Source organism: Actinosynnema sp. NPDC037264, from assembly GCF_055603705.1.
In genome coordinates, this window is record NZ_JBVJVK010000068.1 from 12,979 (window position 1) to 33,919 (window position 20,941).

The window sequence follows — 20,941 nt, forward strand, 5'->3', positions numbered from 1 at the left end:
GCAACCCGACCGCCGCTCCTCACCCGCTGAGCACGGCCTTACTCTGGTGGGGTGAGCAAGTGGACCGGTTCGTGGCTGTCAGGACCCCGCTCGGCGCTGGAACCCGGCGCCGACTCCGGAGACGGTACCGGGCAGCGGTGGCGGGGTGAACGCCTCGGCCTGCCCCAGTCCGGTCCGGGCTCCGTCGCGTCCACGGGCCGCCGCGCGATTGCCATCCTGGTCGACTTCGCCCTCTCGGGCGGCGTGGCGGGCCTGTTCACCATGCCCGACCTGCCGCAGAACTGGAGCCTGCTGGCCTGGTTCGCCATCACCGTCGTCGCGGTCGGCCTCTTCGGCTTCACCCCTGGTCACGCGCTGTTCGGGCTGCGGGTCGTGCGGATGGACGGCACGCAGAGCGTCGGCCTGCCGCGGGCCGCGCTGCGGACGGTGTTGATCTTCCCCATCATCCCGGCGGTGGTGTGGGACGCCGACGGCCGGGGCCTGCACGACAAGGCCGCGGGCACCGTCGTCCTCAGGGCCCGCTGACCGTTGAGAGGGCCCGACGGCGGTCGGGTGCCGGTTCGCGTTACCGGGCGCGAAGGGGGCCGCTCATGCGGCAGGCCCGTCCCGGACGACTGCCGGAACGGGCCTGAGCTGCGGAAACGCGCGTCGGTGGCGGCTCAGCGACGACGCATGGCGCGCTGCACGTTGCGCATCTTGGCGCCCTGGGGCATCGGGCCCTTGGGCAGCGCCGCGCCGCGGCTGGCCAGCGCGGCCAGCCGGTTGTCGATCGTGTCGACCTGGGCGGTCGAGATGTTGCGCGGCAGCTTCATCAGGTGGCTCTGCAGCTTGCGCAGCGGCACCTGGCCGTCCTCGGTGCCCACGACGACGTCGTAGATCGGCGTCTCGCCGATCACCCGCGCCACCCGCTTCTTCTCCTGGGCGAGCAGGTTCTTGACCCGGTGCGGCGCGCCCTCGGCGACCAGCACCACGCCCGGCCGGCCGAGCACCCGGTGCACCATGTCGCCGCTCGTGGTGCCCGCCACGGCCTGCGTGACGCGCCACTTGCCGCGCAGGTTGTCCAGCGCCCACGCCGCCGCGCCCGGCTGGCCGTCCGCCTTCGCGTACACGGTGCGCTGCACCCGGCGGCCGAACACGATGACCGCGAGCAGCGCGCCCACCGCGATGCCCATGGGCAGCAGCACCCACTGCATGTCCCAGATGAGGCCGATCAGGAACGCCGCGGCCGTCGCGCCGAGCAGGCACGCCAGCATCAACGGCACGAGCGCCTTGTCCTCGCGGCGCTGCATCTTGAACGCCTCGAAGATCTGGCTGCGCTTCGCCTTCGATGCCGCGCGCCGAGCCTTCGCCGCTTCCTTGGAGGCCGCCTTGGCAGCCGCCTTGTCCTGCTTACCAGCCATACCCACCAGGATACGGCGCGCCGCCGCGCCCCATGACGGGAGTACTCGCTGACCTCTGCGAGGATGCAGCGCATGGACGGGCTGCTGGAGGGACTCGACCCGGAACAGCGCGCCGCGGTGGAAGCTCCGCGCGGTCCGGTCTGCGTGCTCGCGGGCGCCGGCACCGGCAAGACCCGCACCATCACGCACCGCATCGCCCACCTTGTCCAGCGCGGGCACGTTTCCGCCGGTCAAGTCCTCGCCGTCACGTTCACCGCACGTGCCGCGGGCGAGATGCGGACCCGGTTGCGCGCGCTCGGCGTGCACGGCGCGCAGGCGCGCACGTTCCACGCCGCCGCCCTGCGCCAGCTCCGCTACTTCTGGCCGCGCGTGGTCGGCGGCGAGCAGTGGCAGCTGATCGACCGCAACAAGCTGCGGCTGGTCGCGCAGGCCGCCAACCGCGTCGGCCTGTCCACCGAGTCGGACTCGCTGCGCGACCTCGCGGGCGAGATCGAGTGGGCCAAGGCGTCGCTGGTCGCGCCCGACGGCTACCCGAACGCCGCCGGCCGCACGAGCCGCGACACGCCCGCGCCCGCCGAGCAGGTCGCGCAGGTCTACCGGACCTACGAAGAGCTGAAGAACCAGGCGCAGCTGCTCGACTTCGACGACCTCCTGCTGCACACCGCGGCGGCGCTGGAGGAGCACGGCGAGGTCGCCGAGGAGTTCCGCGACCGGTACCGGTGCTTCGTGGTGGACGAGTACCAGGACGTCACGCCGTTGCAGCAGCGCGTGCTCGACGCGTGGCTCGGTCAGCGCGACGACCTGACCGTGGTCGGTGACGCGAACCAGACCATCTACTCGTTCGCGGGCGCCTCGCCGCGTCCGCTGCTGGACTTCCCGCGCCGGTTCCCCGAGGCCGTCGTGGTGCGGCTGGAGCGCGACTACCGGTCGACCCCACAGGTCGTTGGCCTGGCCAACGAAGTGATCAAGTGGGCGCGCGACCGCCCCTCCGGGTCGAGGCTGCGGCTGATCGGGCAGCGCCCGGACGGGCCGAAGCCGACGTTCACCGAGTTCGACGACGAGACGCTGGAGGCCGCGGCCGTCGCGCGGCGGGTGAAGGCGCTGCTGGACGAGGGCGTGGCGGCCAGCGAGATCGCCGTCCTCTACCGCGTCAACGCCCAGTCGGAGGTCTTCGAGCAGGCGTTGGCCGAGGTCGGCGTGCCTTATCAGGTGCGTGGCGGAGAGCGGTTCTTCCAGCGCGCCGAGGTGCGGCAGGCGATGGTGGCGTTGCGCTCGGCGGCGGCGCACGAGCCGACCGGCGAGCTGCCGAAGGTCGTGCGCGAGGTGCTGGCCGGCATCGGCCTGACCGACGAGCCGCCCGCCGGCGGGACGGCGCGGGAGAAGTGGGAGTCGCTGCTCGCGCTGGTCGAACTGGCCGAGGAGCTGGTCACCGCGGTGGACTCGGCGGACCTGCCGAAGTTCGTGGCCGAGTTGGAGCTGCGGGCCGAGGCCCAGCACCCGCCGACCGTGGAGGGCGTGACGCTGGCGTCCCTGCACGCGGCGAAGGGCCTGGAGTGGGACGCGGTGTTCCTGGTCGGGCTGGTCGAGGGCACGTTGCCGATCCAGCACGCCGACGGTGACGACGCGGCGATCGAGGAAGAGCGCCGGCTGCTGTACGTGGGCGTGACGCGGGCCCGTGAGCACCTGTGGCTGTCGTGGGCGTTGGCGCGGGCCGCGGGCGGGCGTCGGTACCGGCGGCGCAGCCGGTTCCTCTACGGGCTCGTGCCGGAGGACCACCCGGCGTCGCGCACGGCCGTGAAGCGGGAGCCGCTGCAGAAGCGGCCCAAGCCGCAGTGCCGGGTGTGCGGGTCGGCGTTGGTGGACGCGCGGGCGATCAAGCTGAGCCGCTGCGCCTCGTGCCCGTCCGACCTGGACGAGGAGCTGCTGGCCAAGCTGCGGGCGTGGCGGGCGGACCGGGCCCGTGAGCTCAAGGTGCCCGCTTACGTGGTGTTCACCGACGCGACGCTGGTCGCGATCGCCGAGCAGAGGCCCGAGGACGTCGCCGGGCTGGTGTCGATCTCGGGCATCGGCGCGGCCAAGCTCGACCGGTTCGGTGACGACGTGCTGGCCCTCGTGCGCGGCGGGCGTTGACCTTCGCGTTCGTCCCGCGTCGACCTCTTCGCTGCGCTCGCCGCCGTGGCCGGGTCGAGGCCGTGCCGACCCGTCGTCGGCCCGTCGTCGAGCTGGCGTTGATCTCGCGATGATCCGCGGCCGGTGACCGCGCCAGGCCCGCCTGCGGGCGGTCTGGTCCGTACGGGTGGTCGGCCGCTAGCGCTCTGTGCAGGGCAAACGCTGAATTTTCACTCAATCGACAGGTATTTGGAAAAACCTGTTGCACGCGTCCTGCGCGGGGTCATAACCTGCTCAGGCCGGGCGCGAAGCGCCCGCTGGGGATTCAAGAGCTAGCAGTCGAGTACGAGCCACCCGAGGAGGTGACCGGTCGTGAACACTCCCACGTGCTTCGAGACGCCCGGTTACCTGATGACCGGGGTGGTCTTGGCTTCAGGCGCTGCTCGTGTCGCGGGGGAGAAGTCTGCCCGCGATCGCCACGCCCTCAAGTGGGGCGCTGAGCGAGTTCAGCTGATCCAGGTGCCGACGCCGCACGCGTCGACCGTTATCCCGACTCAGAACGTTGCGCCGTCCGCGCACGAGCGAAGTACCTGACCACCTTGTAGTCAGGCCACCAAGCTCACGAAGGCCGCGGACCCGTAACCGGATCCGCGGCCTTCGTGCTGTCCCGACCCGTTTTGCGGTTCGAACGACAAACAAACCCCATGCAAGACCCTTGACAGGAGTCCACCTGATGTTGACCGCGACCGTCCCCATAAACGGGACGTTGTCCACCGAGCCGGAGCTCTCCGGGGCGGGTGTCGCCAACTTGATCGACACCGCGCCGGACGCCGGCTTGGAACTTCCTTGCCGTACCAACAACCCCGACCTGTGGTTCGCCGACGCGCCGGCGGAGCTGGAGGAGGCGAAGAGGTTCTGCGCCACCTGCCCCGTCATCGCGGAGTGCCTGGCCGGTGCGCTTGCTCGTCACGAGCCCTGGGGGGTCTGGGGCGGCGAGATCTTCGAGCGCGGAACCGTGATCGCGCGGAAGCGCCCCCGTGGGCGCCCCCGCAAGGACGCGGCACCTGTTGTACCCGCGGCACCCGCCGCGACCGTTGTCCGGGGGGCTAACGACCAGGAGGCCGCCGCGTGACCACGTACCGATCCACCGCAGACGAATCCATGCTGATCGAGGTCAATCCCAAGGGGAACCCCATGCTGCTCGAAGAAAATCTCGCCAGATCCCGAATGCATGACGCGGAGATATTCGCGCGACAGCATCGGCTGGCCCACCGTCTCGTCGCCGCCCGCAGGTGGGGGCGACTGGCCGGTTGGGCCCAGCGCAGGGCTGCCATGAAGGCCCGCGCGATCTGATGCTCGGAGAGGCCCGCCCTACCCGTCGTGCGACGGGGGGCGGGCCTCGCCGCATCCGCACCCGCACCCGCACCCGGCCCCGCACCCGCGCTCGGACCCGGAAGGGAGTACTTCGAGACCGAGCCACAGACCACCTCCTCGCCGCCCCGGCGACCACGGGCCCGGCGACCATGGGCCCGGCGACCATGGGCCCGGCGACCATGGGCCCGGTGACCGCGAGTCCAGGCCTCCGACCGCGCGGAGGGGATTTTCGATAGGAGGGTTCGGCTCGGCGTCGGTACCGTTCGACGTGTGGCAGCTCACTCTCACAACCATGCCCGTTCCCATGCCCACACTCACGACGGGATCGACTGGTCGTCCCGGTTGAACTTCCTGCGGCAGGCCGACGAGTTGGACGCCGAGGCGCGGCGCGTCGTCGCGCGCAGACTCGTCCGCACGCTGCCCGACAAGCCGACCGTCCTGGATGTCGGGTCCGGCGCGGGCGGGATGAGCGTGGCGCTGGTCGAGGCCCTGTCGGCGCGTGGCGGCGGGACGGTCGTGCTGGTCGACGCCGTGCCCGAACTGCTGGACGCGGCCACCAGCGCTGCCCGGTCGGCGGCCAACTACGAGACCGACACGACCACGGCGACGGTGCGCGTCCGGCCGGTGCTCGCCGACCTGGCCACCGAACGGCCGGTGGAGATCGCCGGGCCCGCGCAGTTGGTGTGGGCTTCGAACGTCGTGCATCACCTCCCTGATCAGCGCGCGGCTGTGGTGGGGTTGATCGAGGCGGTCGCGCCCGGTGGGTGGTTGGCGCTCGCCGAGGGTGGGTTGAGTGGCAAGTTCCTCCCGTTCGACTTGGGCATCGGTGAGCCGGGCTTGCAGGAACGACTGACCGCCGCGCGCGACCAGTGGTTCGTGCGGATGCGGGAGAACACGGCGGGCGCCGTTCGCATGCACGGTGGCTGGAACCTCGTGCTCTCCGAGGCCGGTCTGGTGGACGTGACCGCGTTCAGCTACCTGATCGACCACCCGGCGCCGCCCAAGCAGGCGGTGCGCGATTGGGCGGTCAACCAGCTGGCGTGGTTCAACGAGGTCGCCGGCGACGCGCTCCACCCCGCCGACCGCCGCACGGTGAAGCAACTGCTCGACCCTCAGGACCCCGCGTTCCTAGGGCTGCGCGACGACGTGTTCCTGCTGATCGCCAACACCGTGTACCTGGGCCGCAAGCCGTGACCGACACGTGCGCCCGCTGTGGACGGACGCGTTCGTCGGTCACGGACCCGGCCCAGCTCTTGGCGTGGGTGCGGGAGCGGGAGCGCGGCGTCGACCAGTGGTTGTGCCACGCCTGTGCGCGGACGCACGTCCGGGACATCGAAGGCAAGCTCCCGTCCGACTACTGGGGCGTCGGGTAGGGCACCGGGTAGGGCGGCGGCGGTCGGAGCCCGGCTGCCTCCGCTGGGTCGGCGGCGTGCTGCTGCGGCGGTAGGGGCCGGGGTGCGATCGGTGCATCGAGTGGTCGGGATTGGAGTTGGTCGGCGTGGGTTCGGTGCTGGGCCGGGGGGTGGGGCGGCTCAGGGTGGTTGCTGCCGCTAGGTAGGCGGTGTGCTTGGTGGCGGGTGAGGTGCGCGGTGGGCGGTGCGGGGTGCGCGGTGCGGGGTGCGGGGTGCGGAGTGGAGGAGGAGCAGGCGGGGAAGAGCAGGGCGGGGAGGGGTGGGTCGTCGCACGGTTGCTGGGCTGTGGGGTGGGGCGGCTCAGGTTGGTCGCTGCCGGTAGGTGGGGCGGTGTGCTTGGTGGCGGGTGCGGGCACCGGGTGAGGTGCGCGGTGCGGGTGCGCGGTGCGGGGTGTGCGGTGTGGGGTGTGGGGTGCGAGGGAAGAGCAGGGGAGGACGGGTCGTCGCACGATTTTGGGCTGCGGGGGTGGGGCGGCCCAGGCTGGTTGCTGCGGCTCGGTAGAGCGGCGTGCTTGGTGACAGGTGTGGGGAGTGGGTGAGGTGCGGTAGGTGGTGCGCGGTGGGTGGTGCGCGGGAACGGCGGGGAAGGGAAGGGGTGGTTGGTGGGTGGTGGGTGGTTAGCGGAGGAGGGTGGAGAGGAGTTTCAGGGTGGCTCTGGGGGTGGCGGTGCCGCGTTTGCTGCCCGCGTCCAGTTCCCTGGTCAGGCCGGTGAGCGTGCACATCCCGGAGCGGACGGCGGTGGCCAGTAGGTGGTGTTGGCGCAGGGGGTCCGGTTCGTGGCGGGCGGCGTCCAGGACGGCTCTCGTCGGCTCGGCGACGGGCAGGCCGGCTTCCACCACCACCTTCGGTGGGCGGGTGGTGCGTTCCAGCAGCACGTGGTCGGCGCACGAGCGGCGGGTGGTGGCTGGTTGCAGCAGGTGTATGCGGGGTGGGGGAGGCAGGGTGTGCAGGCCGTGGGCGTGCAGGGCGTCGAAGCCGGTGACCACGGCCTTCGGCCCGGCGTAAGCCAGCGCGGCCTGCAGTCGCTGGGCACGGGTCGGTGGGCTCGCGCCGAGCAGCACCACTCCCGGCAGGATGCGCTGCCACGGCCCGCCGGGGCGGCACTTGAGGTCGATGACGTAGCCCGGCACGCCGGCTGCTCGCAGGTCCGCTGCCTTGATCACTTGGTCCATGGGGTCGATCTTCCGGTGGTTCCGGAGGGCTTGCCACGGGGTGTTCGTGATCTGTGGATAAGTCGGAGACCTGTGGACAACTCAGTCGTCGAAGCCCGGCTGCCACTGGGCGACGATGGCTCTGGCCTGCACGTTCGCGTCCAGCTGGCAGAGGATGCCGGTCGCGCCCAGCGTCACCCTGTGGATAAGTAGGTACTGCGGCGGGAGGTTCAGGGACCGTCCCGTCTGCGAATCCGGGCTGCGGAGGTCGCCGACGCGCTCCGCCTGCTGCTGCAACCACCGCCGGGTGAAGTGGAACGTCTCCGTCCGCAGCGGCTCGACGAACGGCCCCAAATAGTTCAGCACGTCCTCGGCGTGCAGTTCGGTCCCGGGACGGATGAACCGCTCCGACCGCAGCAGCTCCACCAGGTCCGCCGACCGCCCGTCCAGCGCCAGCCTGGTCATCAGGCCCAACGTCTTGGGCAACCCGTCGGGCAGCCGCGCCACCGCGCCGAAGTCGAGCACGCGCAACCGGCCGTCCGCGCCCAGCATGAAGTTGCCGGGGTGCGGGTCGGCGTGCAGCAGCCCGGACCGGCTCGGCGCGGAGAAGTGGAACTCCGACAGCAGCTGCCCGGCCAGGTCGCGCTCGTCGCGCTCACCCTCACGGATGATCTTCGACAGCGGCGTGCCCTCGGTCCACTCGGTGACCATCACCTTCGGCGAGCTGGCCACCACCCGCGGCACGAGCACGCGGTCGTCGCCGTCGAACGCCTTCGCGAAGACCCGCTGGTTGTCCGCCTCGGTCCGGTAGTCCAACTCCTCCAGGTACCGGTCCCGCAGCTCCTCCAACAGCGGCTTGACCTCGGCGCCGGGCATCACCGCCTGCAACACCCGGCTGAACCGCAGCAACGTGCTGAGGTCGCTCTGCAACGCCTCGTCCGCCCCCGGGTACTGCACCTTCACCGCCACGTCGCGGCCGTCGTGCCACACCGCCCGGTGCACCTGACCGATGCTCGCCGACGCCGCGGGCGAGTCGTCGAACGACGTGAACCGCTTCGCCCACCCCGCGCCGAGCTGCTCGGCCAGCACGCGGTGCACGGTGCGCGCGGGCATCGGCGGCGCGGCCGTCTGCAACTTGGTCAACGCCTCGCGGTACGGCTCGGCCAGCTCGTCCGGCACCGCCGCCTCGAACACGCTCAGGGCCTGGCCGAACTTCATCGCGCCGCCCTTGAGCTGCCCGAGCACGGCGAACACCTGCTCCGCGGTCTTCGCGGACACCTCGGCGCTGACCTCCTCGGAGCTGCGGCCTGCCAGGCGCTTGCCCCAGCCGCCCACCACCCGGCCCGCCACCCCGAGCGGGAGGCTGGCCAGCTTGGCGGTGCGCTGCACGGCCTTGCGCGGGATCTCGCTCACCCGGTGATTCTCCTCCCGCCCGTTCACGTGGTCGCAGTGGTGCACGCCCCTGCCACAAAACCTACACAGCCCTACCTGAGGGTGGATCACGTCGCGGAACGGCACTCGCAGCGCGGGTGCACCGGCGCGATCCGGTGCTCGACCGCCCCGGCGAACGCGTCCACCTCCAGGGTCGCGTCCCAGGTGGGCGGCCTGGTCGCGGCCGGCTCGGTCCGGTCGAGCGCCAGCAGCGCCTGCCCGACCGCCACCCCGGCGGTCGCCGTGACGGTGGCCAGGTCGGCGTGCTGGGCGCGGTCGACCAGCTGCGCGGCGATCATCGGCCACGCCGGGTCCTCGTCGGCCGCGTGCCGGTCCGCGCACCTCAGGCAGCTGCTGCGACCCGGCACGACCAGCGGTCCGACCACGCCGAGCCCTTCCCGGACCCGCACGGCCAGGTGCGGCGTGCCGTCCGCGACGAGCCGGTGCAGCACCTCCGGGGCGGGCACCAACGCGTCGGCCAGCACCACGAGGTCCACGGCGCGCCCCACCGGGCGCACGGTCCCGCACGCCCGCCGCACGGCGTCCTGGGCGGCCTCGGCACGCGGTCGGCCGACGTCCGCCTCGACGTACCCCGATCCGGTGTCCTCCGGCCCGACCCGACCCCGCGCGACCACCCGAACGTGTGCCACTCCGGAGGCGCCCAGAAGCGCGGCGACGGTGACCGCGAGCCGTCCCTCGCCGTGCACCACGACGGATCGGGCGGCCCGGTCGGCGGGCAGTCGAACGGCACGACGACGGGTCCGCAGCGCCCACCCGGTCACCTCGGCGGCCAGCCGCGGGTGCGGCACGGGCACGGTGTCCTCGACCAGCCCGGCCTGCGCCAGGCCGTGCAGCACGCCGGCGAACTCGGCTGCCTGCCGACCGTGACCGGCGAGGCGTTCCCGCAGGTCGGTGAGGGTGTGTCGACCGTTGAGGCCGAGCAGGAGGGAGGCCATCGGCTCCGGCACGTCCTCGACCAGCATGGCGTGCCGCGGGTCCGTGCCGATCTGCACCACGTCGTCCCGGCGGCGCAGCAGCGGCAGGCCGGGCAGGACCCTGGGGCGGTTGGGGAGATCCACACCGGCAGCCTGCCCGTGACGGCCGGTCCGGCAAAACGCCTGTCCACAGGCTTGCCGGTTGTCCACAGAGGCCGTGAATGGCCTTGACGAGCGGCCGGACGCCCGCGAGGGGCCCGGCCGCCCGTCCTCGATCAGACCTTCGCCTTGCCGAGGATCCGGGTCACCGTGGTTCCGCAGACCGGGCACTTGCCCTTGGCCATCCTGCGGTTGTTGCTCTCGTGCACCTCGCCCGTGAAGTCGCGCTTCTCACGGCACTTGACGCAGTAGCCGTTGTAGGTCTCGGCCACGGCTTCCTCCTCGCTTCGAGAGTGCGGAGCGATCTGCGCCACACTCGGGGGTTGCGCTGAACGCTACCTCCGGGAACGCCCCTCCGCTGCACGCCGCGTCGAGCGTGTCCAGCCGCCTTTCGGTGGAACCTGCTGGTCCGTCCTTCCACAGACCGCCGCTTGGCCGCCGCGGATTGTCGGTCCCTGGCCTTACCGTGAACGCCATGCCCGAACCGCAGGTGGAGGTGCGGCGCAGCGCCCGGCGCCGTCGCATGGTGAGCGCGTACCGCGAGGGGGACACGGTCGTGGTCCTGCTGCCGGCTCGCATGAGCAAGAGCGAGGAGAAGCACTGGGTGGCGGAGATGCTCAGCCGCCTGCAGCGCAGCGAGACCCGCAGGCGCTCGCCGACGCGCACGTCGGACGCCGCCCTGCTGGCCCGGTGCGAGGAGCTGGCGGACAGGTACCTGGACGGCGTGCAGCCGAGCAGCGTGCGGTGGGTGCCGCCGATGCGCACGAGGTGGGCGTCGTGCACGCCGAGCGAGGGCACGATCAGGATCAGCGAACGGCTGCGGGACGTGCCCGCGTGGGTGCTCGACTACGTGCTGGTGCACGAGCTGGCGCACCTGGAGGTGCCGGGGCACGGCAAGGACTTCTGGCTGCTCGTGCACAGGTACCCGAAGGCGGAACGCGCCATCGGGTACCTGGAGGGCCTCTCGGCCGCGGCCGGGCTGGGCATCACCGAGGAGGATTGAGACCCGGCCGGACCCGGCGAGGTCGTCGACGGGCGCGACCTCGCGGGGAGACCGGCTGTCAGGCGTCCTTGGGCTTGTCCTGGTCGTCCTCGGGCGCGTCGTCGCCCTTGGCCTGCTCACCGGACGCGCCCTCGTCGCGCAGGGTGCGCTCCAGCTCCGCCATCGGGTCCTCCAGCGCCTTGCGCGTCTGGCCGAACCGCTCGGCGAACTCCATCGGGTCGTCCAGGTCCTCGGCCGTCGGCACCAGGTCGGGGTGCTCCCAGACGCTGTCGCGCTGCTCGACGCCGTGCTGGTCGGTGAGCAGCTTCCACAGCGCCGCCGCCGAGCGGTGCCGGCGTGGCCGCAGCTCCAGGCCGACCAGCGTGGCGAACGTCTGCTCCGCCGGCCCGCCGGACGCCCGCCGCCTGCGCAGCGTCTCCCGCAGCGCGTCGGCGCCGGGCAGCCGCTCGCCGACCGCCTCGTTCACCACCACGTCCACCCAGCCCTCGACCAGGGCCAGCAACGTCTCCAGGCGGGTCAGCGCGGCCTTCTGCTCGGGCGTGGTCTGGGGTTCGAGCATCCCCGACTTCATCGCCTCTTCGATGCTCGCCGGGTTCGCCGGGTCGATCTGGCCGGCCAGCTGCTCCAGCGCCGAGGTGTCGACGGTGATGCCGCGGGCGAACTCCTCCACCGTGTCCAGCAGCCGCTGCCGCAACCACGGCACGTGGCTGAACAGCCGCTGGTGCGCCGCCTCGCGCGCGGCCAGGAACACCAGCACCTCGCTGGTCGGCCGCTCCAGGCCCTCGGTGAACTTCTCGATGTTGTCCGGCAGCAGCGCCGCCGTGCCCTCCGGCCCGAGCGGCAGCCCCACGTCGGTCGACGTCAGCACCTCGGCGCCGAGCTGCGCCAGCGCGCCGCCCAGCTGCGAGCCGAACGCCATGCCGCCCATCTGGCCGAGCATCGACAGCAGCGGTCCGGCCGCCTCCTTGGCCTCGGCCGGCATCGCGTCGACCCAGGCGCCGGACACGCGTTGGGCCACCGGGTCGCACAGCCGCTGCCACGTCGGCAACGTGCGCTCCACCCAGTCGCGCGCGCTCCAGCTCTGGGACGTGCGCGCGCCCGCGGGCAGCGACGTCACGGGGTCGAGCCACATCTCCGCCAGGTGCACGGCGTCGGCCACCGCGCCGCTCTGGTCGGGGCCGAAGCCGGTGCCGCCCTTGCCGGCGAGCTGCTGGAGCGCGATCTGCTTCGCGAGGTCGTAGTTGACCGGCCCGGACGACGTGCCCGCGTTGCTGAACATCGCACCGAGCTGGCTCAGCATCGCGCCGAGCTGGTTGAAGTCGAAGGGGTTCTCCCCTTGGTCCCCGGGTTTGCGGTTGCGGTCGTCGGGGTCCTGCGGGCTGAACCCGAAGGGCAGGTCACTCATGGGTCCACGGTACGCGGCACGGCAGCCCCGCGTGGGACCGGTTCGCCGGCAGCGTGACGCCGTGGTCGTACCCTGTCTGGCGTGACCGAAGGCACCGACACCGTCGTGGACCAGGCACCACCCCCACCGCACGCGCCGCGGCGCGGCCTGACCCGGCGGACGTGGACCCTCGTGGTCAGCCTCACGGTCGTGCTGGCGCTCGGCCTGCTCGGCGGATTCGCCCGCGTGCCGTACGTCGCCCTCGGCCCCGGACCGACCTACGACACGTTGGGCCAGGTCAACGGGGGTGACGTGGTGTCGGTCGAAGGTCAGGAGACCTTCCCGACCGGCGGCAACCTCACCATGACCACGGTGTCGCTCACCGACGACGTGTCGCTGTTCGGCGCGCTCGGCCTGTGGATCAGCGGCCGGTACGCGCTGGCGCCGCGCGAGGAGTTCTTCCGGCCCGGCGAGTCCGAGCAGCAGGTCCGCGACCAGAACGTGAAGGCGTTCCAGGACTCGCAGAGCAGCGCCGAGGTGGCCGCGCTGAGCTACCTGGACTACCCGATGAAGGTCGTCGCCGCCGAGATCACCAACGACACCGCGGCCGCCACCGTGCTGGAGCCGAACGACCGGCTGCTGGAGGTCAACGGCAAGCAGGTCTCCAGCGCCGACGACGTGCGCGCGGCGCTGGAGAGCACCAAGCCGGGCGACCGGATCACGCTGACCTTCGAACGCGGGTCCGAGCGCAAGACCGCCACCGTCACCCTCGGCCGCACGGAGGGCCGTGAGACCGGCTTCCTCGGCGTGCTGCCGCTGGACCGCGCGGACGTGCCGTTCGAGATCAAGATCAGCCTGTCCGACGTCGGCGGACCGTCCGCGGGCCTGCTGTTCGCGCTGTCGATCGTCGACAAGCTCACGCCGGGCGAGCTGAACGGCGGCAAGTCCGTCGCGGGCACCGGCGAGATCAACGACCGGGGCGAGGTCGGCCGCATCGGCGGCATCGGGTTCAAGATGGTCGCCGCCCGCGAAGGCGGCGCCACCGTGTTCCTCGTGCCCGCGGGCAACTGCGACGAGGCGAAGCAGCACGCCCCGGAGGGCCTGCGGCTGGTCAAGGTCGAGAAGCTGGACGACGCCGTGCGGTCGCTCGAATCGCTGAGCAAGGGCGGCGACGCGCCCAGTTGTTAGGCGGTGTTGGATTGCCGCTGCTCCGCAGACGGCGGGCGAGGTCGCCTGGAAGTCGACCGCTCGCGCCTGATTTCCCGACGATCGAAAAGCGTGATCGCCGGGAAATGAGTCGCGAACGACCGACGCGACCTCGCGGGTCAGGGGTGCAGGCCTACGAGCAGCGGCAACGTCAATCCCTGAGCGTTTCGAGCAGCGGCCATGTCACTGCCGGAGGGTCTCGAGGAGGGCGCGGGTCAGGTTCGGGGCCAGTTCGGGGTGGGCCACGACCTCCTCGGGCACCTCCACGCTGCCCCGGAGCCGCAGCACGCAAGCCGCCGAGCCGTCCCGCAGCACCGCCGCCACCAGTCGCGCCTCCCGCCGCTGGGGGTGCTCGGCGGCGAACTTGCGCGCCTGCTCGTCGTCCAGCTCCTGCTCGGTCAGCTGGGCCTCGGCGTCCGGCGGCAGCACGACGATCTCCTGCGCCAACGCGCACCCGTGCACGACGTCGGGCCACACGATGCCCGCCAGCGCCCGGTCCAGCTCGTCGTCGGGCAGCGAGTCCTGCGCGATCGGCGTCAACGGCGAGGCGTCGGGGTCGAGCTGGCCCGCCAGCTCCGGCTGCCGCACCAGCAGCTCGGCCGTCGGTACCAGCGCGAACAGCTGGGTCGGCTGGTTCCACCCGGCGGTGGACACGAACTCCTCGACCTCGCGGGCGACCTCGGGCAGCACCACGGGTGGCGTTTCACTGGCTGACACGTGCGCCATGGTCGCATCTGGGTAAAGACAAGACCGAACGGGGAACCCCGGGCGGCCTCCGTAGAGTTGGACAGAACGTACGAACGCCACTACCGCGATCCAGGAGCGTGCCCCGTGGCCACACGGCCCCCGGTCGGACTGCCCAGGCTGTCCCGTCGCAGCCGGATTCTGCTCATCGTCGGTGCGGTGGTCCTGGTCGGTCTGATCACCGGCTCAAGGCTGCTCGGCACCTACGTCAACTGGCTCTGGTTCGGCGAGGTCGGCTTCCGCAGCGTCTACGGCACGGTGCTCGCGACCCGGTTCGGGTTGTTCTTCGCCGTGGGTCTGCTGGTCGGCGGTCTCGTCGCGATCAACCTGATCATCGCCTACCGGTCCCGGCCGGTCTTCGTGCCGGTGTCCGGGCCCGACGACCCGGTGGCCCGCTACCGCGCCGTCGTCAGCAGGCGGATGAAGCTGTTCGCCATCGGCCTGCCGGTGCTGGTCGGCCTCATCGCCGGCACCTCGGCGCAGGGCAACTGGCAAGAGCTCCAGCTGTTCCTCAACGCCACCTCGTTCGGCGTGAACGACCCCGAGTTCGGCCACGACATCGGCTTCTACGCGTTCGAGCTGCCGTTCTACACGTGGGTGCTGTCGTGGCTGTTCATCGCCACGGCGGTCGCGTTCGTGGCCGCGGTCGTGGCGCACTACCTGTTCGGCGGCATCCGGCTGGCGGGCCGCGGCGGCCAGCTCTCCGGGCCCGCGCGGACCCACCTGGCCATCGTGGCCGGCGTGTTCATCCTGCTCAAGGCGGTCGCGTACTTCTTCGACCGGTACACGCTGCTGTTCTCCGACCGCAACGACAAGTTCGACGGCGCGAGCTACACCGACCTCAACGCGGTGCTGCCCGCCAAGCTGATCCTGCTGTTCATCGCGGTCTTCTGCGCCATCGCGTTCTTCGCGGGCGCGGTGTTGCGCAACCTCCAGCTGCCGGCGATCGCGACCGTGCTGCTGGTGCTGTCCTCCATCCTGGTCGGCGCTGCGTGGCCCGCCGTGCTGGAGCAGTTCTCGGTGCGGCCGAACGCCATCGAGAAGGAAGCCGAACCCATCGGCCGCAACATCGAAGCCACCCGGCAGGCCTTCGGGTTGACCGCGGACAAGGTGGAGAGCAAGCCGTACGCGGGCAAGCAGAACGTCTCGCTGGACGAGCTGAAGAACGACCAGGCGACGGTGGGCAACGTGCGGCTGCTCGACCCGGCCGTCATCTCCAAGACGTTCACCCAGTTCCAGCAGCTGCGGCCGTTCTACGCGTTCCCGGAGAAGCTGGACGTCGACCGGTACACAAAGGACCAGCAGCTCCAGGACTACATCGTCGCGGTCCGCGAGCTCAACACCGCGGGCATCCCGCAGGGCCAGCGCGACTGGATCAACCAGCACCTCATCTACACCCACGGCAACGGCATGGTGTTCGCCGAGGCCAGCAAGGTGAACTCGACCGCGGACGACGACGGTGACGGCGGCTACCCGGTGTTCGAGGTGGCGCAGGTCGGCCAGGACGGCAAGGTCCAGCCCGGCCCGTTCGGCGTCGAGCAGCCGCGCACCTACTTCGGTGAGCTGGGCAGCCCGGCCGACTACGCCATCGTCGGCGGCCGCGGCGAGGGCGCGCCCGGCGAGTACGACACCGACGGCTCGTCCTACACCTACACCGGGAAGGGCGGCGTCCGCATCGGCGGCCTGTTCAACAAGATGGTCTTCGCCGCCGCCTACGGCGAGCGGAACATCCTGTTCAACTCGGCCATCGGCGACGACTCGCGGATCATCTTCAACCGCCACCCGCGCGACCGCGTCGAGGCCGTGGCGCCGTGGCTGACCGTGGACGGCGACCCGTACCCGGCCGTGGTGGACGGCCGCATCACGTGGATCGTCGACGGCTACACCACGCTCGACAACTACCCGTACGCGCGCCGCACGGCGCTGGGCGACGCCACGAACGACTCGCTGCCGGGCGTCGCGCAGCAGCCGAACCGGGAGATCAGCTACATCCGCAACTCGGTCAAGGCCACTGTGGACGCCTACGACGGCACGGTGACGCTGTACGAGATGGACGCGCAGGACCCGGTGCTGAAGGCCTGGATGGGCGTCTTCCCGGGCACGGTGAAGGCCAACAGCGAGATGTCGCAGTCGCTGAAGGAGCACCTGCGCTACCCCGAGGACCTGTTCAAGGTCCAGCGGGAGATGCTGTCGGAGTACCACGTGGACAACCCGCGCGACTTCTACTCCGGCGTCTCGTTCTGGGACGTGCCGTCCGACCCGACCATCGACAACGCCACCACCGTCGAGGCGCAGCAGCAGGGCGTGCAGCAGCAGCGGGACCGGCAGCCGCCGTTCTACGTGCTGGCGGGCGACCCGACCGGCGACGCGAACAAGGTGAGCTTCCAGCTGACCAGCGCCCTGGTGCGGTTGAACCGGGAGTTCATGGCGTCGTACGTGACGGTCAGATCAGACCCGGACAACTACGGCAAGATGAGCGTCCTGACGTTGAACAACGAGGTCAAGGGCCCGCAGCAGATCCAGACCACCTTCCTGACCAACGGCGAGGTCAGCGGTGAGCTGAACCTGCTCGCCCAGCGGCAGACGAAGGTCGTCTACGGCAACCTGCTGACCCTTCCGGTGGGCGGCGGCCTGCTCTACGTGGAGCCCATCTACATCGAACGGGCCAGTCAGAACACCCAGTTCCCGCAGTTGTTCAAGGTCCTGGTGAGCTTCGGCGACAAGGTGGGCTACGCGCCGACGTTGGCCGAGGCGATGGAGGAGGTCCTGTCCGGCTCGTCGGCCCAGGTGCCGCCCACGGACCCGAACGGCCAGCCGCCGACCTCCACCCCGACCACGACGCCGACGGCGCCGAACGACGGTCAGGGCGGCACGGAGCTGCAGCAGGCCGTGCGGGACATCCAGTCGGCCCTGTCGCGCATCAAGGCGGCGCAGTCCAGCGGTGACTTCGTCGAGCTCGGCAACGCCTACAAGGCGCTCGACGACGCGACGAAGAGGTTCAACACGGCCGCGGGCACGTCGACGACCCAGCCGTCGACGACCCAGCCGTCACCGACACCGACCGGCTGACCTGCACTGATATCGCCATCGGGTGGCCTGGGACACGTTCCGGGCCACCCGATTTGCATTCCGGTTAACCCCAGGCGTACAGTTCTAAATGCAGCGCGGGGTGGAGCAGCTCGGTAGCTCGCTGGGCTCATAACCCAGAGGTCGCAGGTTCAAATCCTGTCCCCGCTACAAAGTGGGAAAGCCGTGTTCACGGAGAACGTGAACGCGGCTTTTTCGCATTTATACCGGGGGCCCGGCCCCCGGACCCCGGGCAGGAGGGCTTCGCCCCCTGCACCCCCGACCGGGGGCGTTGCCCCTGGACCCCCCGGCGGTGCCGGTAGTGCGGGTGGTGGCGTTCGAGTGGGTCGCGAGCGTGAGAACCGGTCGGGACCTGGGGATATGTGGGTTAAGGGGCCCCGGTGAAAAGGGGTTTTCGGGGCGTGTATAGTTGTACTTAGCAGCGCGGGGTGGAGCAGCTCGGTAGCTCGCTGGGCTCATAACCCAGAGGTCGCAGGTTCAAATCCTGTCCCCGCTACTACGTGAAAGGCCCCCGGAGTCACGACTCCGGGGGCCTTTCGCTTGCGCGTGCTCAGGTCATGTTCTCGGCCCAGTACTGGGCGCACGTGAGGGAGCACACCCGGCCTTCGCCGCTGACCGTGCGGTGCCTGCGGATCTGCTTGCCGCACACCATGCACTCGTCCTTGCCCGCCTGCTCCGGGATCGTGCCGGACGCCCAGGCGCGGGCGTTGCGGACTACCTTCGTTCCCGTCGTCCATTTGATGCCCACAGCTGACCTCCCAGTCGTACGAACACCCGTGGTAATGGTCCCACCACCCGACGTGTTTGCCACGTCGAGAGCCGGACATCACCGGGTTGTGCTATCGCCCGATGGGGCCGCCGGGGCGGGGTGGCAGCGGCGCGTGACGCCGCGCTGCCGTTCGAGTGAACGCAAAAGTGCGGTTTCCCTTGCGCCTCAATGGATTTCCACTTCGCGTGGACAGGCCGGGTCAAGAGGCCGAACGCGTGGCGTTGATCAGCGGGCGGTTACGCAGCGATGTTTGCGTTGCTCCGCTTGGCCCAACTCCACTAGCCCGTGATCAGCCACAGTGGACAGAACGGCTGACCATTGTGGACAGCGACCGGTGAGCGTGGCACCGTTGGTGGTGTGTCGGACCTGAATGCGACGGCGGCGGCCCTGCTCGGGCTGCTGCACGACGGACCCAAGACCGGTGGCCAGCTCGTGGCTGAGGCCGGAGAGCGCTTCGGCGCGTTCTTCAGCGTCACCCGCAGCCAGGTCTACCGCGAGCTGCCCGCGTTGGCGGACGCAGGCCTGCTGCGCCTCGGCAAGCAGGGCCCGCGTTCCAGCCAGCAGTACGTGCTGACCGCGGCGGGCAAGAAGGCGTTCAAGAACTGGCTGCTCTCCGAGCCGGGGCCGGACCACCTGCGCAGCCCGTTGATCCTGCGGCTGGTGCACGCGGGCTCCCTGACCGCCAAGCAGCGGCAGGGGCTCGTGGACTCCGCCCGCGCGAGCTACGGCGCCGAGCAGGAGGCCGCCAAGACGGCGGTGAAAACCGCCGAGGACGCCTACGCCAAGGCGGTCGCCGAGTTCGGCTTGGCGCACGCCAAGGCCGTGCTCAAGCTGCTCGACGCCATCCCGACGGCCTGAGTCGCGCCCACCGGTCGCACTCCGCGACCGGTGCCGGCGTAATCTTGGGACGTGAATCCCGACGTCGAAGCAGACATCAAGGACCTCTCCGCCACGCTCACGAGCATCGAGGCGGTGATGGACCTCGATGCGCTGCGCGCCCAGGTCGCGGAGCTGGAGCAGGCGGCGGCCCGGCCCGACCTCTGGGACGACCAGGAGAAGGCGCAGAAGGTCACCAGCCAGCTCTCGCACAAGCAGGGCGAGCTGCGCCGCATCACGACCCTGCGCGAGCGCCTCGACGACCTGTCGATCATGTACGAGCTGGCCGAGGACGAGGGTGACGCGGGCAGTCTCGCCGAGGCCGACACCGAGCGCGCGAAGCTCCGCGAGGAGATCTCCTCCCTCGAGGTCCGCACGCTGCTGTCCGGCGAGTACGACGAGCGCAACGCGCTGGTCACCATCCGCGCAGAGGCGGGCGGCATCGACGCGGCCGACTTCGCCGAGATGCTCCTGCGGATGTACTCGCGGTGGGCCGAGCGGCACGGCTACGGCGTCGACGTGTTCGACACGTCCTACGCCGAGGAGGCGGGCATCAAGTCCGCCACGTTCCGCGTCACGGCCCCGTACGCCTACGGCACGCTCAGTGTCGAACAGGGCACGCACCGCCTCGTGCGCATCTCGCCGTTCGACAACCAGGGCCGCCGGCAGACGTCGTTCGCGGGCGTCGAGGTGGTGCCCGTGGTCGAGCAGACCGACCACGTCGACATCGACGAGAAGGACCTGAGGGTCGACGTCTACCGCTCGTCCGGCCCCGGTGGCCAGGGCGTCAACACGACCGACTCGGCGGTGCGCCTGACGCACATCCCGACCGGCATCGTGGTCTCCTGCCAGAACGAGCGCTCCCAGCTGCAGAACAAGGCCACCGCGATGGCCGTGCTCCAGGCCAAGCTGCTGGAGCGGCAGCGGCAGGAGGAGCAGGCGAAGATGGACGCCCTCAAGGACACCGGGTCGAGCTGGGGCAACCAGATGCGCTCCTACGTGCTGCACCCGTACCAGATGGTCAAGGACCTGCGCACGGAGCACGAGGTCGGCAACCCGTCCGCGGTGCTCGACGGCGAGATCGACGACTTCCTGGAAGCGGGCATCCGCTGGCGCAAGCAGCACCAGTCCTGATCGGTCAAGCCGCCGTGCGACGGGCGAGACGAGGGCTTTACCCAGGCCACGAGTACACTCGCGCCTCGTGATTCGCCTCGAACACGTGTCCAAGGTCTACAAGAGCTCCGCGCGTCCCGCTCTCGACAACGTATCGGTCGAGATGGACAAGGGTGAGTTCGTGTTCCTCATCGGGCCTTCCGGTTCCGGGAAGTCCACGTTCCTGCGGCTCCTGCTGCGGGAGGAAGTGCCCAGCAAGGGCCGCGTGTACGTGTCGAACTTCGACGTGGCCAAGATGTCCCGGCGCAGGGTCCCCCGCCTGCGCCAGTCCATCGGCTGCGTGTTCCAGGACTTCCGGCTGCTGACCAACAAGACCGTGGCGGAGAACGTCGCGTTCGCGTTGGAGGTGATCGGCAAGCCGCGCAACACCATCGTCAAGGTGGTGCCCGAGGTGCTCCAGCTGGTCGGCCTCGACGGCAAGGCCGACCGGATGCCGCACGAGCTGTCCGGCGGCGAGCAGCAGCGGGTGGCGATCGCCCGCGCGTTCGTCAACCGGCCGCTGGTGCTGCTGGCCGACGAGCCGACCGGGAACCTGGACCCCGACACCAGCCAGGACATCATGTTGCTGCTGGAGCGGATCAACCGCACCGGCACGACGGTGCTGATGGCCACCCACGACCACTCCATCGTCGACTCCATGCGCCGCCGGGTGGTCGAGCTGGACAACGGCCGCATCATCCGCGACGACGCACGGGGTGTTTACGGCGTGGGCCGCTGAGCCCGAGGAC

At 70.8% G+C, this 20,941-nt stretch carries 20 protein-coding genes and 2 tRNA genes; 14 read left to right on the top strand and 8 right to left on the bottom strand.

The genetic code is table 11. The features are described 5' to 3' along the window. Positions 1-51 precede the first annotated feature (51 nt). Positions 52-525 (top strand): RDD family protein, encoded by a 474-nt coding sequence (locus tag ACZ7GX_RS39315; RefSeq protein ID WP_498784766.1) that lies wholly within the window; start codon positions 52-54, stop codon positions 523-525. A 134-nt stretch (positions 526-659) separates the two neighbouring features. Here ACZ7GX_RS39315 and ACZ7GX_RS39320 read toward each other — a convergent pair whose 3' ends face one another. Continuing rightward, positions 660-1,400, bottom strand: a complete 741-nt coding sequence (locus tag ACZ7GX_RS39320; RefSeq protein ID WP_498784768.1) for a DUF4191 domain-containing protein — start codon at positions 1,398-1,400, stop codon at positions 660-662. A 72-nt stretch (positions 1,401-1,472) separates the two neighbouring features. Between ACZ7GX_RS39320 and ACZ7GX_RS39325 the strand changes: the two genes are divergently transcribed. From ACZ7GX_RS39325 to ACZ7GX_RS39345, 5 genes are all read left to right on the top strand, one after another. Further along, positions 1,473-3,530 (top strand): ATP-dependent DNA helicase UvrD2, encoded by a 2,058-nt coding sequence (locus ACZ7GX_RS39325; protein WP_498784770.1) that lies wholly within the window; start codon positions 1,473-1,475, stop codon positions 3,528-3,530. A gap of 712 nt (positions 3,531-4,242) precedes the next feature. Further along, positions 4,243-4,641, top strand: a complete 399-nt coding sequence (locus ACZ7GX_RS39330) for a WhiB family transcriptional regulator (protein WP_498784772.1) — start codon at positions 4,243-4,245, stop codon at positions 4,639-4,641. Next, the gene (locus tag ACZ7GX_RS39335; RefSeq protein ID WP_498784774.1) at positions 4,638-4,862 is read left to right on the top strand and encodes a hypothetical protein; all 225 of its coding nucleotides are present in this window, start codon (positions 4,638-4,640) and stop codon (positions 4,860-4,862) included. Before ACZ7GX_RS39330 ends, ACZ7GX_RS39335 begins: the two co-directional genes overlap by 4 nt. Positions 4,863-5,153: 291 nt before the next feature. Next, positions 5,154-6,077: a class I SAM-dependent methyltransferase gene (locus tag ACZ7GX_RS39340; protein ID WP_498784776.1), complete on the top strand. Its 924-nt coding sequence runs from the start codon at positions 5,154-5,156 to the stop codon at positions 6,075-6,077. After that, positions 6,074-6,256: a hypothetical protein gene (locus tag ACZ7GX_RS39345; RefSeq protein WP_498784778.1), complete on the top strand. Its 183-nt coding sequence runs from the start codon at positions 6,074-6,076 to the stop codon at positions 6,254-6,256. Before ACZ7GX_RS39340 ends, ACZ7GX_RS39345 begins: the two co-directional genes overlap by 4 nt. 656 nt (positions 6,257-6,912) lie before the next feature. Here ACZ7GX_RS39345 and ACZ7GX_RS39350 read toward each other — a convergent pair. The 4 genes from ACZ7GX_RS39350 to ACZ7GX_RS39365 form a co-directional block, all read right to left on the bottom strand. Further along, positions 6,913-7,467 carry a hypothetical protein gene (locus ACZ7GX_RS39350; protein ID WP_498784780.1) on the bottom strand — a complete coding sequence of 185 codons (555 nt, stop codon included), beginning with the start codon at positions 7,465-7,467 and terminating at the stop codon, positions 6,913-6,915. Positions 7,468-7,548: 81 nt separating this feature from the next. Further along, a complete protein-coding gene (locus ACZ7GX_RS39355; RefSeq protein ID WP_498784782.1) occupies positions 7,549-8,859 on the bottom strand; it encodes an ABC1 kinase family protein in 1,311 nt (436 codons plus the stop codon). An 86-nt stretch (positions 8,860-8,945) separates the two neighbouring features. Further along, positions 8,946-9,956, bottom strand: coding sequence for a thiamine biosynthesis protein ThiF (locus tag ACZ7GX_RS39360; protein WP_498784784.1), 1,011 nt, complete (start codon positions 9,954-9,956; stop codon positions 8,946-8,948). Positions 9,957-10,087: 131 nt separating this feature from the next. Further along, entirely contained in the window at positions 10,088-10,243 is a 156-nt protein-coding gene (locus ACZ7GX_RS39365; RefSeq protein ID WP_015098458.1) for a DUF5679 domain-containing protein, read from the bottom strand. A 203-nt stretch (positions 10,244-10,446) separates the two neighbouring features. Between ACZ7GX_RS39365 and ACZ7GX_RS39370 the strand changes: the two genes are divergently transcribed. After that, positions 10,447-10,974 (top strand): M48 metallopeptidase family protein, encoded by a 528-nt coding sequence (locus tag ACZ7GX_RS39370; protein ID WP_230572832.1) that lies wholly within the window; start codon positions 10,447-10,449, stop codon positions 10,972-10,974. A 58-nt stretch (positions 10,975-11,032) separates the two neighbouring features. On the opposite strand, the gene ACZ7GX_RS39375 is transcribed toward ACZ7GX_RS39370, so the two are convergent. Continuing rightward, positions 11,033-12,379 (bottom strand): zinc-dependent metalloprotease, encoded by a 1,347-nt coding sequence (locus ACZ7GX_RS39375; RefSeq protein ID WP_498784787.1) that lies wholly within the window; start codon positions 12,377-12,379, stop codon positions 11,033-11,035. A gap of 81 nt (positions 12,380-12,460) precedes the next feature. On the opposite strand from ACZ7GX_RS39375, the gene ACZ7GX_RS39380 reads away from it, so the two are divergent. Next, positions 12,461-13,546: a YlbL family protein gene (locus ACZ7GX_RS39380; protein WP_498784789.1), complete on the top strand. Its 1,086-nt coding sequence runs from the start codon at positions 12,461-12,463 to the stop codon at positions 13,544-13,546. 201 nt (positions 13,547-13,747) lie between these two features. Here the strand turns inward: ACZ7GX_RS39380 and ACZ7GX_RS39385 are convergent, their stop codons facing one another. Next, entirely contained in the window at positions 13,748-14,290 is a 543-nt protein-coding gene (locus tag ACZ7GX_RS39385) for a PPA1309 family protein (RefSeq protein WP_498784791.1), read from the bottom strand. A gap of 105 nt (positions 14,291-14,395) precedes the next feature. Between ACZ7GX_RS39385 and ACZ7GX_RS39390 the strand changes: the two genes are divergently transcribed. From ACZ7GX_RS39390 to ACZ7GX_RS39400, 3 genes are all read left to right on the top strand, one after another. Further along, positions 14,396-17,377 (top strand): UPF0182 family protein, encoded by a 2,982-nt coding sequence (locus tag ACZ7GX_RS39390; RefSeq protein ID WP_498784793.1) that lies wholly within the window; start codon positions 14,396-14,398, stop codon positions 17,375-17,377. A gap of 94 nt (positions 17,378-17,471) precedes the next feature. Beyond that, positions 17,472-17,545, top strand: a tRNA-Met gene (locus ACZ7GX_RS39395). Positions 17,546-17,817: 272 nt separating this feature from the next. Next, positions 17,818-17,891, top strand: a tRNA-Met gene (locus tag ACZ7GX_RS39400). A gap of 54 nt (positions 17,892-17,945) precedes the next feature. Here ACZ7GX_RS39400 and ACZ7GX_RS39405 read toward each other — a convergent pair. Then, complete coding sequence (locus tag ACZ7GX_RS39405; protein WP_053717392.1) at positions 17,946-18,143, bottom strand: hypothetical protein; 198 nt, start codon at positions 18,141-18,143, stop codon at positions 17,946-17,948. A 378-nt stretch (positions 18,144-18,521) separates the two neighbouring features. Here ACZ7GX_RS39405 and ACZ7GX_RS39410 point away from each other — a divergent pair, with 378 nt between their 5' ends. From ACZ7GX_RS39410 to ftsE, 3 genes are all read left to right on the top strand, one after another. Then, entirely contained in the window at positions 18,522-19,022 is a 501-nt protein-coding gene (locus tag ACZ7GX_RS39410; RefSeq protein WP_077004179.1) for a PadR family transcriptional regulator, read from the top strand. A 51-nt stretch (positions 19,023-19,073) separates the two neighbouring features. After that, on the top strand, positions 19,074-20,174 hold the full coding sequence (prfB, locus tag ACZ7GX_RS39415) for a peptide chain release factor 2 (protein ID WP_498784796.1): 1,101 nt from the start codon (positions 19,074-19,076) through the stop codon (positions 20,172-20,174). Positions 20,175-20,241: 67 nt separating this feature from the next. Then, positions 20,242-20,931, top strand: coding sequence for a cell division ATP-binding protein FtsE (gene ftsE, locus ACZ7GX_RS39420; protein ID WP_230572826.1), 690 nt, complete (start codon positions 20,242-20,244; stop codon positions 20,929-20,931). Positions 20,932-20,941: the final 10 nt, after the last annotated feature.

Coding starts and splice junctions, on each gene's coding strand:
- ACZ7GX_RS39320 (WP_498784768.1), bottom strand. CDS start 1,400: ATGGCTGGTAAGCAGGACAAGGCGGCTGCCAAGGCGGCCTCCAAGGAA.
- ACZ7GX_RS39325 (WP_498784770.1), top strand. CDS start 1,473: ATGGACGGGCTGCTGGAGGGACTCGACCCGGAACAGCGCGCCGCGGTG.
- ACZ7GX_RS39330 (WP_498784772.1), top strand. CDS start 4,243: ATGTTGACCGCGACCGTCCCCATAAACGGGACGTTGTCCACCGAGCCG.
- ACZ7GX_RS39350 (WP_498784780.1), bottom strand. CDS start 7,467: ATGGACCAAGTGATCAAGGCAGCGGACCTGCGAGCAGCCGGCGTGCCG.
- ACZ7GX_RS39370 (WP_230572832.1), top strand. CDS start 10,447: ATGCCCGAACCGCAGGTGGAGGTGCGGCGCAGCGCCCGGCGCCGTCGC.
- ACZ7GX_RS39375 (WP_498784787.1), bottom strand. CDS start 12,379: ATGAGTGACCTGCCCTTCGGGTTCAGCCCGCAGGACCCCGACGACCGC.
- ACZ7GX_RS39385 (WP_498784791.1), bottom strand. CDS start 14,290: ATGGCGCACGTGTCAGCCAGTGAAACGCCACCCGTGGTGCTGCCCGAG.